The sequence below is a fragment of the Maribellus mangrovi genome (assembly GCF_037646455.1).
Lineage (GTDB): Bacteria > Bacteroidota > Bacteroidia > Bacteroidales > Prolixibacteraceae > Draconibacterium > Draconibacterium mangrovi_A.
The window spans coordinates 45566-61143 of sequence record NZ_JBBIXN010000007.1 but is presented as its reverse complement, the minus strand read 5'-3'; the positions used below and the strand labels follow the sequence as shown (position 1 = coordinate 61143).

General features: G+C 41.7%; 15 protein-coding genes. 1 reads left to right on the top strand and 14 read right to left on the bottom strand.

The window, feature by feature from the left end:
- Positions 1 to 22 precede the first annotated feature (22 nt).
- The 11 genes from WFY05_RS20280 to WFY05_RS20230 all read right to left on the bottom strand — a co-directional run bounded on the left by WFY05_RS20280 (position 23) and on the right by WFY05_RS20230 (position 13174).
- Positions 23 to 553 (bottom strand): flavodoxin family protein, encoded by a 531-nt coding sequence (locus WFY05_RS20280; protein WP_340114760.1) that lies wholly within the window; start codon positions 551 to 553, stop codon positions 23 to 25.
- A 180-nt stretch (positions 554 to 733) separates the two neighbouring features.
- A complete protein-coding gene (gene rocD, locus WFY05_RS20275; protein ID WP_340114759.1) occupies positions 734 to 1957 on the bottom strand; it encodes an ornithine--oxo-acid transaminase in 1224 nt (407 codons plus the stop codon).
- A 290-nt stretch (positions 1958 to 2247) separates the two neighbouring features.
- A complete protein-coding gene (locus WFY05_RS20270; protein ID WP_340114758.1) occupies positions 2248 to 4308 on the bottom strand; it encodes a BatA domain-containing protein in 2061 nt (686 codons plus the stop codon).
- A gap of 51 nt (positions 4309 to 4359) precedes the next feature.
- Entirely contained in the window at positions 4360 to 5340 is a 981-nt protein-coding gene (locus WFY05_RS20265) for an isoaspartyl peptidase/L-asparaginase family protein (RefSeq protein ID WP_340114757.1), read from the bottom strand.
- Between the two features lie 145 nt (positions 5341 to 5485).
- Positions 5486 to 5677, bottom strand: a complete 192-nt coding sequence (locus WFY05_RS20260) for a hypothetical protein (protein WP_340114756.1) — start codon at positions 5675 to 5677, stop codon at positions 5486 to 5488.
- A 340-nt stretch (positions 5678 to 6017) separates the two neighbouring features.
- Complete coding sequence (locus tag WFY05_RS20255) at positions 6018 to 6206, bottom strand: hypothetical protein (RefSeq protein ID WP_340114755.1); 189 nt, start codon at positions 6204 to 6206, stop codon at positions 6018 to 6020.
- Positions 6207 to 6232: 26 nt separating this feature from the next.
- Positions 6233 to 6814: a flavin reductase family protein gene (locus WFY05_RS20250; RefSeq protein WP_340114754.1), complete on the bottom strand. Its 582-nt coding sequence runs from the start codon at positions 6812 to 6814 to the stop codon at positions 6233 to 6235.
- 19 nt (positions 6815 to 6833) lie between these two features.
- Positions 6834 to 7664 carry a YybH family protein gene (locus tag WFY05_RS20245; protein ID WP_340114753.1) on the bottom strand — a complete coding sequence of 277 codons (831 nt, stop codon included), beginning with the start codon at positions 7662 to 7664 and terminating at the stop codon, positions 6834 to 6836.
- A 75-nt stretch (positions 7665 to 7739) separates the two neighbouring features.
- Entirely contained in the window at positions 7740 to 8174 is a 435-nt protein-coding gene (locus tag WFY05_RS20240; RefSeq protein WP_340114752.1) for a pyridoxamine 5'-phosphate oxidase family protein, read from the bottom strand.
- A 160-nt stretch (positions 8175 to 8334) separates the two neighbouring features.
- Positions 8335 to 8838, bottom strand: a complete 504-nt coding sequence (locus WFY05_RS20235; RefSeq protein ID WP_340114751.1) for a hypothetical protein — start codon at positions 8836 to 8838, stop codon at positions 8335 to 8337.
- A 121-nt stretch (positions 8839 to 8959) separates the two neighbouring features.
- The gene (locus WFY05_RS20230) at positions 8960 to 13174 is read right to left on the bottom strand and encodes an acyl-CoA dehydratase activase (protein WP_340114750.1); all 4215 of its coding nucleotides are present in this window, start codon (positions 13172 to 13174) and stop codon (positions 8960 to 8962) included.
- Between the two features lie 435 nt (positions 13175 to 13609).
- On the opposite strand from WFY05_RS20230, the gene WFY05_RS20225 reads away from it, so the two are divergent.
- Complete coding sequence (locus WFY05_RS20225; RefSeq protein ID WP_340114749.1) at positions 13610 to 14188, top strand: porin family protein; 579 nt, start codon at positions 13610 to 13612, stop codon at positions 14186 to 14188.
- On the opposite strand, the gene WFY05_RS20220 is transcribed toward WFY05_RS20225, so the two are convergent.
- The 3 genes from WFY05_RS20220 to WFY05_RS20210 all read right to left on the bottom strand — a co-directional run bounded on the left by WFY05_RS20220 (position 14185) and on the right by WFY05_RS20210 (position 15563).
- Entirely contained in the window at positions 14185 to 14469 is a 285-nt protein-coding gene (locus WFY05_RS20220; RefSeq protein ID WP_340114748.1) for a transporter suffix domain-containing protein, read from the bottom strand. The two genes, WFY05_RS20225 and WFY05_RS20220, sit on opposite strands and share 4 nt — an antisense overlap.
- The gene (locus WFY05_RS20215; RefSeq protein WP_340114747.1) at positions 14466 to 15116 is read right to left on the bottom strand and encodes a WbqC family protein; all 651 of its coding nucleotides are present in this window, start codon (positions 15114 to 15116) and stop codon (positions 14466 to 14468) included. The genes WFY05_RS20220 and WFY05_RS20215 overlap by 4 nt, the downstream gene beginning before the upstream one ends.
- Before the next feature lie 93 nt (positions 15117 to 15209).
- Positions 15210 to 15563: a LapA family protein gene (locus WFY05_RS20210; RefSeq protein ID WP_340114746.1), complete on the bottom strand. Its 354-nt coding sequence runs from the start codon at positions 15561 to 15563 to the stop codon at positions 15210 to 15212.
- Positions 15564 to 15578 lie beyond the last annotated feature (15 nt).

Here is a 15578-nt window from a genome sequence, read left to right as displayed (position 1 = left end):
GACCATGGTTGATTATCTCTCTTCAAACGAGCTCAGTCATCAACGCATTAAATTTCTCGCGAAAAAGCCCGTTGAAATTGGCTTCGCTCAGACGGGTTTCCATCATGGCTTTCGGATCATCCTGTAGGTCGTCGGGCATGGTCATTGTAATTGGTAAAGCTGTGCATTTAATGTTCAGGTCGGGAAACATGTCGCGTATTTTTCTGGATACCATCTCGTGTCCGTATTTGTCTTTCTTCAACTTATAACTGCTGCCACAGCAGGTAACAAACAGCCATTGTTTTACTTCGTTGCGGTGTTTGGAAATAAATTTCCGTAGCGGGTATATAAAACTTCCCATCCACACCGGACCAACAAGTATAACCCGGTCGTATGCCGAAAGGTCTTTTTTTATCGCTTTGTTTCCCAGTCCAATGCCCGACAAAAGCAATAGATGAACATTAATAACAGGTACAATCTCTTCGATTTCGCAGTTCAGGCGTTTGGCAATCTCGCCGGCCAGGAATCTGTTGTTCCCGGTATTCGAGTAGAAGGTTACCAGAGTTTTAGGCATGATATCAGTTTTTTAGGTTTACTATAAAGTTACAAGTTTTGTGAGGCGAATCCAATAAATAACGTCCGGAACAGAATAAACCACTTACAGAAACATGTTGATTAAAACGTGGATGAGTGGAATAAAAAAATGCCAGATGTTTTCACAAATGGCACTTTGGTAAATACAAAACAAGGTAATTTATACCTCAAATTCTTTAAATGTTTTTTTGATGATGTCGATGGCTTCCATCATTTGCTCCTCGGTGATTACCAATGGCGGCGTAAACCGGATGATGTGCTCGTGCGTAGGTTTGGCGATCAGTCCGTTTTCTTTCAGCGCGAGGCACACATCCCAGGCGGTTTTTCCGTTGGTGGGTTTTATGGCAACGGCATTCAGCAGGCCTTTCCCGCGAACAATCTCGATCAGCGGTGAGTCAATCGCTTTCATTTCAGCACGGAAGATTTGTCCCAGGCGTTCGGAATTCTCCACCAGTTTTTCTTCCTGAAGCACATCGAGCGCAGCCATGGCTACTTTGGCGGCAATCGGGTTACCACCATACGTGCTTCCGTGTTCGCCGGGTTTAATGGTAAGCATGATCTCGTCGTCGGCCAGCACACACGAAACCGGGTACATTCCGCCCGAAAGCGCTTTTCCCAAAACCAAAATATCGGGGCGTACATCTTCGTGGTCGCAGGCCAGCATTTTACCGGTGCGGGCCAGCCCGGTTTGTACTTCGTCGGCAACAAAAAGTACCTTGTATTTTTTGCACAGGTCGGCCGCTTTTTTCAGGTATCCATCCTCGGGCACGTAAACACCTGCTTCGGCCTGGATGGGCTCAACAAGAAATCCGGCTACATTAGGATCTTTTAATTCTGCTTCCAGTCGTTCCAGATCGTTGTAAGGGATATTTACAAAACCCGGAGTGTATGGTCCGTAGTCACTGTAAGCATCCGGATCGGACGACATGGAAATTATGGTGATGGTACGTCCGTGGAAGTTGCCGTCGCACACCACAATTTTAGCTTGGTCGGCAGGAATTCCTTTTATTTTATAGGCCCACTTTCGGATGAGTTTTAAAGCGGTTTCGTCGGCTTCGGCACCCGAGTTCATCGGCAACATTTTATCGTAGCCAAACAGCTTGGTCATGTACTCTTCCCAATCGCCCAGAACGTTGTTGTAAAAAGCCCTCGATGTAAGCGCCAGAGTTTCGGCCTGGTTGGTTAAAGCTTTTACAATTTTGGGGTGACAGTGACCCTGGTTTACCGCAGAATAAGCAGCCAGAAAATCGAAATATTTATTTCCTTCCACATCCCAAACAAAAACGCCTTCGCCTTTTGCCAGAACAACGGGTAGCGGATGGTAATTATGTGCGCCAAATTGGTCTTCTTTGGCCATAAAATCCTTCGAAGTCAATGTTGTCATCTTTTCAGTTTTAAGTTTATGCAGAATTACAATTTTTAGCCTGAAAAAGCAACCGTGTTTTTCGTGTTAAAAAGCAGTGAGAAAAGTCAGGGAAAGGAGTTGAATGTTCTGAGTTCAGGTTCAGAGTTTAGAGTTCAGTTGCAGTGTTCAATCCTTCTGTCCCTCAGCCCATGAATTGGGAAAAGGCAAAATTACGGTTGGCAATCACAATCACGATTTCCCGAATATCTAAGCATCAAGGCAGTAATGCATTTTATTCTTATCTTGTTTAGTCTCTCAGAGTATCCAGTTTACTTCCAGAAACGGGCCAGCAGAGCTTCAACGAGAATGAAAAACAAGGCCAGAATGATCATCAGTTTCCAGAGTTGTTTGCCGTTTTGGAGTTCATCCAACACTTCCGAGAAATTGCGCTCTACTTTCGAAACCACAGTGGCATTTTTTAGTTGAAACTCATCAATGCGGTTTTGGAGTTCTTCCTCGCTGTAATAACGAAGATCGGATTCCTGACGGTTGTAATTAAAGGCCATAGAGGCTACAACATCGCCGTCGTTTTCAATGAGGTAGTGACCGTCGCTAGCGATTTGTCCACCAAATTCGAGGCGGGTTTTTCGGCCTGTAACGGTATTGTTTGGAACAATTTTATCTCCGGTTTTCAGGTTCTCGATCTCGAAAGCAGCGTTTAGTTTGTACTGAATATTTCCGGGCAGATCGTAAAAATTATTCTTGCCTACAATCAGGGAGATCTCTTGCTTGGGCAGGCTGTTCAGAACAAAATTGTAAAGCGTGGGTACAAACAGCACATCATTGGCAAAATCCTCGTTGGCCGTGTTTATCGGAAAGCTGAATGTCCATACTTTTCCATCGCCGTAACTGAGCTGCGATAGAGCCTTGTCGCCATTCTGGAAGGCCAGTAAATTCATTTCGTCGCTACGTGTTGCGTTTTCAAAACGCAGGTGGTTCTTTATTTCCGGCAATATGGGATTCTCTTCCCGCTTTTTAAATACATTTTTATAGAAGGCATTGTCGTACTCAATCTGTGCAATTTCCTGTATGGTAGAATCAATGCCCAGAACCTGATTGGCATCGAAACGCGAAAGCAGGTTGTTGATCAGCTGTGTGTTGTTGCCCATCTCGGGGAAAATAACCACTGATGTACCTTCTCCGACGACGGTTTCCAACTCGTTCAGAAAACCACTTGAGTAATTTTCAAGGTTTACGAGGAAGATAGTGTTGTAATCACCAAGACGGTTCACCTGCAGGTTTTGTACGTTCATTTGGTCGAGCAGCACATAGTCGTCGTTTTCGAACAGTGCATCAATGTATTGCAGCCCTTCCTGCGAACTTGCGGTATTGTTGTAAATCGCAAGCGCCTTCAGGTTTTTATCCACCTTGTAACTGATGTACCAGTTGTTGTCGTGGGTAAACGGGTAATCCGTTATCTCGAGGCGACCCATTTGCAAACCGCTCGAATTGTTGTTGTACTTCAGTTCGGCCACAATATTTTCCTGCGCCTCCACCGAAAAATTGGTGATCGACTTTAGCGAGTCGTTCAGGAACATTTTAATGGGCAGGTTTTGATAATCCTGGTTCGAACTGTTTTTGATGCTAACGTAAATTGTCTCTTCCTGACCAAGACGATGAGCAGGAACTTCCACCCAGCAAGAATCGATGTAGAGGTTGGCCACCTCGTTGGGAACAAGTGGCAGGTAATAACTAAAAATATTATCTGCTTCAAATTCATCAATATCGGTTATTGTGCGCTGAAAATCGGAAATGAAGTACAGGTTTTTATCGGTGTTTTCGGCATCCTCAGTTTGCTGTTCGGCAAAGCGGTTATAGATCATCGATAAGGAAATAACTGCCGGCGTTGCTTGTATTTCGGATACCTGATTTATAAACTGTTCTTTGTTTAATACATGCTGATGAATGGGTTTCAGATCGTTGGTGAACAGGCGGAATTTTGTTCCGGCGGGGTAGGCCAGACAAATTTCAAGCGCTTTGTTTCGTGCCACTTCCAGCAATTGCCCTTGTTCAGAAATGGCATTCATACTGAATGAATTATCGACATAAACAGCTACCAGTTGATTGGGCTGTTTTTGGGTTTCGCCACCGGTAGGAATGTAGGGTTGGGCAAAAGCAAAAACCAGGAAAATAATGGTCAATATGCGCGCAGCCAGAATCAGTAGTTGTTTTAGCCGCGACTGTTTCTTCGATTCCTTTTTGATGTCTTTTAAAAACTCAACATTACTAAAATAAACGGTTTTATGCCGTTTAAAACTAAACAGGTGAATGATCACCGGAATGGCAATCGCCAGAAGTGCAAAAAGAAATGTTGGAAAAAGAAATTTCATATTCCAGTTGGAAGTTAGAAGTTGGAAGACCGAAGTCTGTTACTATTTTTATTATTCATTTTTAAAAATCGCAATGTCTTTTTCGCCCGAGGATTTTATGTATCCCCGGAACATGCCACTGGTGTTGAATTCCATGGCTATATTTCCGTCGGCATCAAGTCCGATAACACCACCTGTTCCTCCCATTTCCGAGAGTTTTTTAATCTCTTCATGACAGGCTTCTGCAACACTGAGGTTTTTATATTCTACCAATGCCGAAATATCGCGGGCAAAACCAAGCCGGATATAGTACTCGCCATGACCGGTGCACGAAAGCGCGCAGGTATTATTGTTGGCATAAGTCCCCGCTCCAATGATCGGTGAATCGCCGATCCGGCCGTATTTTTTATTGGTCATCCCACCGGTTGATGTTCCTGCACACAGGTTACCATCCTGATCAAGTACCACGCATCCTACTGTTCCCATATTGTCTTTTTTTGTTCGTTCGCGTTCCTTTTTTAAAAGTTGCTGCAACGACTGATACCTTCTTTCGGTATAGAAATATTTATTGGGAACAATTTCGAGGCCCTGAAGTTTTGCAAATTCCGAAGCTCCTGCTCCGCTCAGCATTACATGCTCCGAATTATCCATGACGGCGCGTGCTGCACAGATCGGATTTTTAACATCTCTTACACCCGAAACTGCACCGGCATTTTGTGTTTTTCCTTCCATGATAGAAGCATCAAGTTCGTTGACCCCGTCGTGGGTAAAAACGGCACCTTTACCGGCGTTAAATAGCGGTGAGTCTTCCATAACGTTGATTACTTTTACTACAACATCTGTGGCCGAAGCACCTTCCTGCAACATTTTCTTGCCCAAAACTAGTGCCTCGTTGAGCTTTGCTTTGTATTCAGTACGAAGTTCTTCGCTCATTTTATCGCGCGACATTACACCTGCACCACCGTGAATGACGATGGCGTATTTTTCGCGGGCCGATATTGTTATAGTGGTAAGTACCAGTGCCAGTACAAACAGTAAAAGCTTTTGTCTCATTCCATTAAAATTGGTTCTACAAAAATGACATAATAATAGCGATAATAAAATAAAACGATGTACAATTTGGTGGACGTGCAGGAATGATTTCAATAAAATTGTGCACTGCCGTTAATTGGTGAAATGAAAAATAAAGCCCGTTCTCTTATTTATCGGTTTCGAAAACGTGTACTTTGATAAGAAAGAACAAGAGTAACAACACAATACCAATCGACAGGTAAATGATGGCTTTGTAAATTTCTTTATTGTCGAATGCTACCGGGAACAACAGCACTGCGGTTACACAAAGCAAAATAATGGCCAGAATGATCCAGATGTTGTAGCGTTGCGTTTTCATGATATGGAATACCCTCCCTCTTTTTTTGTCCTATATACAATTTAGGAAATAAGACAATACGACACAATAGTCTGAAATCGATTGTTAATTAATATCGTGGTTATCAACAGTTAGTCCTGATCAATTTTAGTCGATTACTACCTCAACGGGTAAGCCGGTTGATCATAAGACTTTTACGTGTAAACTGAAGGTTTAATCTCTATTCCAGGGCATCTTTTTTTTGCCATGGCTATGGAACACTTATCATAGTAAGTTACCATAAAAGTCGCAAGCAGGAGGGGAAGAAAGAAATAGAACCGGGCACCTTCCCAGAAGCCGAAAAGGGAATAGGTAAAGTAGACTAACCTAACTTGACCTGGGTATCGAATGCGAACAAACTTTTTTCTCTGATGGTAAAAAAAATCACCTGTACGGCGCTTATCAGAATAACCAGGTCATATCCATCTTCCCAGCCGGCCAAGGCTGCAACTATACAAACCAGGGTGATGGCCCAGAACCACCACGCCGGTTGCTTTGGTTGGATTGTCAATTTCACAATTTTTGTTTCAAATAATTTTACCACATATCCCACATTGTTATCAGATCGCACATCTGAACCTGGTTTTTCTTGTCGTGATATTTATCCGAGAATTTACCATCTGTCATTACATCGCTATTCATATATGCCGCAATCGGTTTAGCTACAAAAACGGTGTGATCGCCGGTAACAAACTGGTCAAATACTCTACATTCAATATTCATAAAACACTCCCAGATCAACTGCGCACCTATCTTTTTCCCGGGTATGGCAGTCAACCCGCTTTCGGCAAATTTATCCACCTCATTACTATGGGTTGTGCCAATTTTGAACAGTGCTTCGGTAAGTTCAGGTGTTGGTATGTTCAATCCGAATTCTTTGGTTTCGTTGATCAACGAGTGGCAAAAACGGTAGGCTTCGGTGCCCTCTTTCCCATTTCCAATTGACGCTGTCAGTAGTAGCGGATTATGAGAAGTAGGAGTTACCCAACAGGCTGTGATAATGCCATTGACAGATCTTTCGGCATTGGAGCAGGTAAGCATAAAAACCTGCCCGTTACTCAGTAGCCAGGATAGCTTGATCGCATCCGGCCCGTTCAAGTCGAATTCAATTTTTTTCATGACTATTTGTTAATCAGATTTAGTCCAATTTCACATATTTCTCAATGGAGTAATTATTTTCATCGTAATTGCCGCTGTCATCCACCGGATAGATTTGGGTTAGTGTATTTCCTTTTACTTCTATATGCATTTTTATTGAAGTGCCGATGAGTGGTTCTGAAACATGGTAGTCAATATTCTCGGTGTAAATATTTCCATTTAGAGAATAGGTTCCTTCACCGTAATTATTCGATGTTTCATTATTCATTGCGTAAGTTCCGGTGAAGGAAAAGTGCCCATCTGTCCAAATTTTTACTTGTTGCATTTGAACATTACCATTTGGAAAACTATTTGTCACAGCGCCATCATTTATGTTTTTTATTTCTACTAAATTCCAGGCTCCCTTTATCGGTGACTCGGGTACACTGGTATTCCAAATATCGTTATGTAACTTCCATTTACCGTCTACTTTCATCCAGCTTACAACATATTTCCCATGGTCAATCATTTGGTCATTCTGTGCATAAAGTTTGTAATGGCCGGTTTCCACGGCCATGGCTCCAACTGCTTCTGCTTTTGTCGTCTCAAGTTCAGCTTTTGCAACTCCCATCTCTTTGGCACCGTTCCAAAAGACTTCAATGTTTTCCTGTCCTTTTATAACATCGCTGTTACTTGGGAAAAGTTGGCCATCAGCGGTGTATTTTATGGCTAGTTCATGAGCATCGCCGCTGTTGAATGCTTCCATAAAAGCATTATTCGCTGTTTGTATCTGTTCGGTGATATCTGTAGGCGACTGGTTACAGGCAGGTAGAAACACAAATGAAAAAGCAAGGAGGGTTAAGAAACTCAGTAAATTTTTAAAGTTTTTCATGATATTGGTTTTTTAGTATTGAATGTTGACAAAGCCAACATTCAGTGGAATTAAAAAATGATTGTTTCCTCTTTTTCAAAAAACAAGGTGTTCCAGTTCGGCTTCGTGACTAGCATCCATCATGGTCCAGAAATGCATATCTCCGGCCGATACTCTAACAATTTCGAAGTAGGGTTCCAGGTTTTTGCCGGCAATTTCGTCAAGCATCAGTCTTTCTTCGTGCAAGCGGTGTTTGAGTGCCGGATCGTCAACAAATTCTACTTCTCCGGTAACTCTCATTTGTTTGGCTTTCGCGAGTTCTGTCGGATGATTGTAAAAGCAAATTTCCACCTTAGGATTTTTGTGCAGTTGTTGGCACATTTCCTTGGGAGATAAAGTTCCAAAATAGAAACCTGTTTCATCGGCAAAGAAGAGAATTAGTGTGCGGACGTGAGGTTGGTCGCCATCGCATGTGGCCATAAAACATGCCGGATTTTCCCGGGCAAAATCAATAAATTCTTGTTTCTCCATGACGTTAATTTTTTTTGGTTTTTTGCTCTGAACATCACGAGAAATCGGGCTTGCGAATGGAGACGTTAAATAAAGTTATGAAAATTCGATCTTAAATACAATGGATAAGAGCTTTAATATTAGGCAAATAAAGAGCGGCTGGAAGGTGATGTTATAAGCTTTATTTATTGTTATCGCCAAGTGTTGTCAAGTTCGGTTTTAACGCGATGCGTTTAATATCGCTGGTGAAAATTTCAAGCATCTCGTCGTCGTGACTTTCGGGTGTCGGGCTAAAATAAAGGTTGTAGTTGGCATTCATCGGGACCACAACTTTACATTCCATTTTTGGTGGAATGCGAATGTCCATAAAATCACAGTAATTGCTTTCGTCCCAGTACAAATCGGTCAGCATATTCACATACATAGTGTCTTGGGTAGGATTGATAAGAATGATCTTCTTAAATTGCTGTTCGGTGGGGTAAAATTCAACCTCGCCATCAAAAGCTGCTGCCATGCAAACCGAGGTAACACCTAAAAATATATCGCCAAAAACATTGGCCGAACGGGTATTTTTTAATTCTTTCTGACGTTCGAAACTTGATGTATCGTGAAAGTATTGTGGACTTGAACAAGCCGCGAGAAGAATGACACCAAATATAAATATATAGGTTAGAAGTCGTTTCATGGCAATTCATTTAATCTTGATAATACAATTTCCGTGCCTGAGATTTATCCGCATAAATGTTCACTCTCAGTTATAGGCAAATTGATTATTCCGGCAAAAGAGAATACGTGAATTCCGGTAATTAGTTCTGTTTTAGTAGTTTTTGACGCTCGTGATACTCTTTAACCTGAAACATAAAAGCCTCGAATCGTGTATCCACGCCAATGTTATCGTTGCCGTCATAGGCAAAATTCTCCCAGGGCAGACCGTGATACTTTTGCCTGAAGTTTTGTGAAACCGTGCAGTTTATTGTTCCGGGCATACATGTAAAAGGCAAAATGTTTACTACGCCTGAAATTTGTTTTTCGGCCAGCAATACGGCCGATCCTATGGCGAGTGGCGGGTCGCCATCGTAATCTTTATGAATGAATTCACCACAATTCTCGAGCATTTCTTCCACTTCCACTTCCCGTGTTAATTTGAAAATGGAATTGAGACTGTTTGTAATTTTTTTCTCAATTGCTTTTTGAAAGAAAAGCTGAACTTTTGCTTTTAACAGGTTTTTCATGTTTCCTTTCCAACGGCTATCGCGCACAAAACGGATGGTGGAATAATTGATCCACTCGCCAAAAGGAGCCATTACGGTTTCGGCACCGAGTTTTTCCATTCGGTCGACGAGGAAGTTCGAACAATAAGGATTATCGCGCATAAAGATCTCGCCAACAATGGCAACAATCGGTTTGCTACCGGGATTTTCGACGGGGATAGATTTAAATTCCAATGCTGCTCTTTCCAGAACTGAAGTTAGTCCTTTGCAGTTGTTTTCTACTGAATGAATGGCTTCCTGAAGGTACTTTTCATAAACCCTGTTGGTGTGCCCTTTTTCAATTTCATACGGTCGTGTTTGTTCCTGCATCTTTCGAAGCAAATCACCGGCCACAATTCCCTGCCAGGTATTTTTCCTCCACCGGGTCGATTGTCCGGGTGCAATGCTGGCATACGCATCTTCGTTGCTGGGGTGAACTATTTTTGCTTCTTCATATCCCAGTTTATCAAATACTTGTCGGTGAAGTTTATTGTATTCTCCAAAACGGCAGGGACCATTATGATCGGGCATAAAAAAGCTGCTTTTTGACGGATCTGTTCCCGGTTGTCTGAGTTTTTTCAGAAAGCTTCCAAGGGTGCATACAAAGGGGAAACACTCCTGCCCGTCGGTATATTTTCTTCCCAGTTCCAGATCTTCTTTATCGGCCATCGGAAGGACCTCGCTCGGAATATCGCAACTGCGGCAGGCAGCCGAAATAAAATGTACGGCATCCCTTGCATATGGAAAATATATTGTTCTGGCGTTAAAGCGTTCTTTTGATTCTTTATTGGTGATCTCAGGTTGTTCTGCAGTTGCTACAATTTCATTATTTAATTTCCAACCTTTTAAACTGTCGAGAAACGCTTCAATGCGAGTTATCATTCCTGCATCTGCACTGTGTTCATCCACTTCGAGGTGCATAAACGGTTTGCCGTTCATTTCTTTCTTTACAAAATGAAGGAGGAAGGAATCTGGACCGCAGCGAAAGTTACTGAGGTATATGCTAAACAGATTTTTAGTGCGGGCGATGATCCGGCATGCCTGTAAGATCTTTTGTCCGTTGGGCCAGTACATTCCCGGGTATTCTTCAAAAATATTTTCTTCTTCAAGCGGCAAAAAGTCCATAGGAATGGCCTGAACATTCATGTTTTGCAGTTTTTTTATCAGCCGCAGGTTCAGCGATGGATCGCCGGTGTTATATGGGCGCCCCATGATGATCAGGTTCCAACGGTTCTCATCCAGTTGGTTTAATACTTGTTTGCCTTTTAGTTTGATATTCTTTTCAAACAACTTTTGTTTCTGATCGGCCTTGTTGATGGCTTTGATGATCTGAGATTTTGGGAGGTCGAATTTATCCGTAAAAAACTGGCTCAGTTCTTTTTTTAGTGCTCGTTCGAAATACCTGAAATGCAGGGAAGGGATGAGTAATTTATCTCGTATTTTCTGATCGGTGAATGCCGATTTAACGAGATAGGGATGCGATTGTACCCAAGGGCAATTGCAGTTATTGGTAGGATTGCATTTATCGCCCTGAACATTTACCACAAACGGCAGGAAAATAAAATCCACATCCTTTTCTACCAGGTTGAGCACGTGGCCATGCACCAATTCAACCGGTAGGCAGGTTTCCGACACCATGGTTTCAAGCGAACTGGTAATGATCTTTTTATCGGTTTCATCGGAAATAACGAGGTTAAAACCGAGTTCTGTAAAAAACGTTTTCCAGAATGGAAACAACTGGTAGTAATTCATTAAAGCTCGTGGAATCCCAATTGAGGTTTTTTCTGTTTCCATGTTGTTTTGAAATCCCTCGGCCAGCATTTCCTCTCGTTCTTCGAAAAAATTGGGCAAGTCGGCACCGGCATTTTTTCGGTCGTCAACTTCATATTTATCACAAATACCACCGTAGAACAGTGGTTTGGATTCACCTTCAATCTTTACTCGCTTAATTTCGCAGTGATTGGCACACGATTTACAGACAAAATTATCGGTTTCGTAATTGGTTTTACTGATCTCGAATCCTTTAAAACGACTTGCTGTGCCATTCATCGATTTGCGGGCAAGAATTGCTGCGCCTATGGCTCCGGTAATATCGAAATGCGGGGGAACATGGATGGGTTTCCCGGTGACTTCTTCGAAAGCTGCCAAAACAGCTTTGTTGTTGGTTACACCACCCTGGAAAAAGATTTTATTGCCAACAGGTTTGTCCCGAACCACGCGGTTCAGATAATTATGGACAATGGAATAGGCCAGTCCGGCAATGAGGTTGTCTTTTTCGGTACCATTTTGCTGATGGGTATTTAAATCACTTTCCATAAATACCGTACAGCGTTCGCCCAGTTTTGCCGGCTGTTCGGCCGACAATCCTTTTTCACCAAATTCATTGATTATATTGATTCCTAGTTTGTCGGCCTGTTCTTCCAGGAATGAGCCCGTTCCGGCAGCACAAACTTTGTTCATCTCGAAATCGACAATCACACCGTTTGAGATGCTGATGTATTTTGAATCCTGGCCACCGATCTCAAAAATGGTATCCACCTCCGGATCGATCTGAATGGCAGCTGTAGCCTGGGCTGTTATTTCGTTTTGAATGGTATCGGCACCTACGAAATCGCCGGTAAGATAGCGCCCCGATCCGGTTGTTCCTACTGCTTTAATTATTACTTTGTGTCCTACTTCTGCCCCCACTTCTGCCAGTCCCTTTTTAATGGCTTCCAGTGGCCGGCTCGCAGTTGGCAGGTACCTTCGCGAAAGTACATTGTTGTTTTTATCGATAATCACAACATTAGTACTTAAGGATCCCACATCGATTCCGAGATATGCTTCCACATCTTTCTGCCCGTTCAGCGAAAAAACTCCTTTAATCAGTTGGTGATTTTTATCGCTTAACTTGAGTAATGTTTCTTCACTGTTTGATCCGGTTTGCAAGTGCTTGTTAAGTTTATCGAGTGAAATTATATCGTTGGAAATGTTGTTTGTTTCAAGCGCATACAACACTGCCCCGATTGCGCCCATCGATGCAAAGTGTTTCGGAACAAGAAGTTCGCCGGGTAACAGGTTGTAGGTTTCGGTAAACGCACGGATCATGCCCTGATTAGCAGCAACACCACCTTGAAAAATTATGGGTTTTACCAGTGGTTTGCCCTTGCCCAGTGTGCTTTTGAAATTTCGTGCAACAGCAAAACACAATCCTGCAATAATATCGTAAACTGGTGTGGCAACTTGCTGGAGGTGTATCATATCGCTTTTGGCAAAAACCGAACATCGTCCTGCAATACGCGGCGGTTTTTTCGATTTCAGTGCCATTTCACCAAATTCCTTCTCAATGGAAACTCCGATTCGTTTTGCCTGCTGGTCGAGGAAGGAACCGGTTCCGGCGGCACACAAACTATTCATAGTGAAATCGGAAAGTTTCATTCCCTCCTTCACTTCATTCTCTTCTAAAAAAATAAGTTTTGAATCCTCACCACCCATCTCAATCACAGTTCTGGCTTCAGGATAAAACTCCATGACTGCTATCGACTGAGCAACAATTTCATTCACTGCAATTCCGTTCAAAAGTTTTGACGCAAGTTTACTTCCTGTGCCCGTTAAAGCAATGATTCCTGAAAGATCTTTATGTTTTTTAAGAAGTGAAGATAAGCGATCTTTCAAGGTATTAAAAGGCCTGCCGCGACTGTAATCGTAGTATTCTTCAACTACCTCTTTTTTATCATTAAGAATTACTGTATTAACTGAAATTGAGCCGATGTCTGATCCGAGATACTTCATTATAGTAGAGAATTTAGGTGAGTAAATCGAGTATTATAATGGTGACGGGATATAAGCTGAGTAAACGTTAAATATTGTTGGTATATGTTTAATATAATGATACGACTTAATTCTGTAACTGGCAAGTATAATCAGTATTTTACGTCTTATTCAGAATTAATCTTAATCGATAATATGCAAAAATTATGCAGGTTTTTTTACACGTGGTGTTAAGATGGTATAAAATCGAATTGTAATAAGATAAAATTCAGTGACTTAAAACTGCGCATAATTTCAACAATCATATTTTTATTAAACGTGATTTTATTGAAGTCTTATTGGGGCAATGAAGTAAAGAATCGAACAGGGCGATTTAATTTTTTAAAATGCGGATTGGGTGAGTTGATATACTTATATTTGAAATAAAACGTTAGTTGATTAAAGAAAACTGGGACTATGAAATGGATTCTGATTCTCGCTGTGTTAAGTGTTTTTGCAATGTCTTCATCGGCACAGCTCATTTTCGATCTGGGATTAAAAGGTGGAGTGAATTTTTCTAAAATCAGTTTAGATATTGAAGATTATAACGAAAATGCCGTCACCAAAATGCATTTTGGGGCTTTTGGGCGTGTTGGAGTAAGTAAAGTCTTTCTACAGCCCGAAGTGTATTTTACCAAAAAAGGAGGTGAATTTTCCTCGAATCCGCTTGATTTTGCCGGTGAATTCGATTACAGTGCGGTAGATGTTCCGCTGCTTTTCGGAGTTCGTTTGTTGGATGCCAAAGTCCTTGAACTGCACCTGCTGGCCGGTCCGGTTTTTGGTTTTGTTACGGATAAGTCATTGAGCGGAGATCACGAATTTAACAAGGAGTATTTTAACGATCACTACGTGGGATTGCAGTACGGTGCCGGTATTGATGTATTGTTTCTCACCCTCGATTTAAAAATGGAGCACGGAAATACCATATATGAAGCACCTTCGTTCGACGGGAAAAATACCACTTTTATGGTTTCTGTCGGTTTCCGCATTCTTTAATCTGCGGTCGAATCTTCCTTGTCATCGACCGATTCTTTCTTTTTAAACCAGTTTCTCGGATTAAGTTTTTGCTTGTAACGTGTAAAAAGTTCTTTTCCTACAAGCAATCCACCCAACCAGAATACAACTTCCATAAGCACAAAGCTTGTAGTTGAGGCAATTACTTTTGTTTTGGTAGGCAGATCGAAAAACGGAATGATCAGTGTAGCGGCAAAAAACACACCTGAAAAAACCATCAAAAAAATTCCAAGTTTTATGTATTTATTACTGCGTTTATTCATAGTTGAATGTGTGAATTGATACTTTTGATGAGCAGGGTATAAGCGTTGGGCCCTTCGTTAAAAAGCAGGTCGAGGATACTGAGGTTAGGAAGGAATCCGAATTTCTCGCTAAAAACCTGAGTGTAACTTGCAGGCTTAAATTCGGGATCGGTATTTTCCTTGTTTTTTGGTGAAATGCCTTCACGCAAATTGTAGGTACTGTCAGGAACATCCTCAAAATCCGTAGTTAGTATTATTTTGTTTTCGAGCTCCAGCACCTCGCAAATCATTTCATGAATTTTCAGGTTGTAATCGAGTAGGAATTGAGTTTTGTTCCGGAAAAAAAGAAACAGATCATCCTGGTAATATTCGAAATAAGGCGAAGAGTTGTAAGCCGAAACGATAGTTTGCCAGTGATTTCGCTGCCATTCGGTATCATAGGAGATTTGCAGGTCTTTCATCAGGATTTTAGGCCCCCGTCCTTTAACAACTGGAACTACTAACGAAATTGGTCCGTTGCCTCCCGAAATTACACAGCGGTTACGATAGGTTTGTTTGGTGAAATTCTCGTATTGCTCGATGTAAACCGGCTCGTGTTGCAGGTAACGGGCATAGAAATGAACCGGGGCAAAATAAGCAGTACTTAAAAGTATTGGATTCGAAATCATTGGCTAAAAATAATAAAGAAGAAAAATCCTCAAAAGGCAACATTTGAAATTGTTCTTTTGCCACTTATCTAAAGGGCAATGCAAACCCATCGATCAGTCCTTGAAAAACGAATCATCTTCTTCATCGTCGTCATCAAATTCAATGCCTTCCGGATCGGTAACTTCATCTTCAGGTTTTTGCGGATGCTCCAATTCGTGTAGTTGCTTTAGTTCGTCGTTAAAACGAATGAGTTTTTTATAGTCTTTTTTCAACTTCCACAGTCGCGGGTAAAAATAAATGGCCGACAAAATGTAGCCCAGAAAAATACAACCTAACAATACCAAGACCAGCGGAGCTTTTTCAATGTCCCAGAAAAAAAGATGAATGGTGATATCCATTTGATTTTGAAGTGTAAAAATCACCAGCAACACTGCAAGAATAAGAAGAAGGATGACTACGGCTTGCATAATAACGTTTTTACA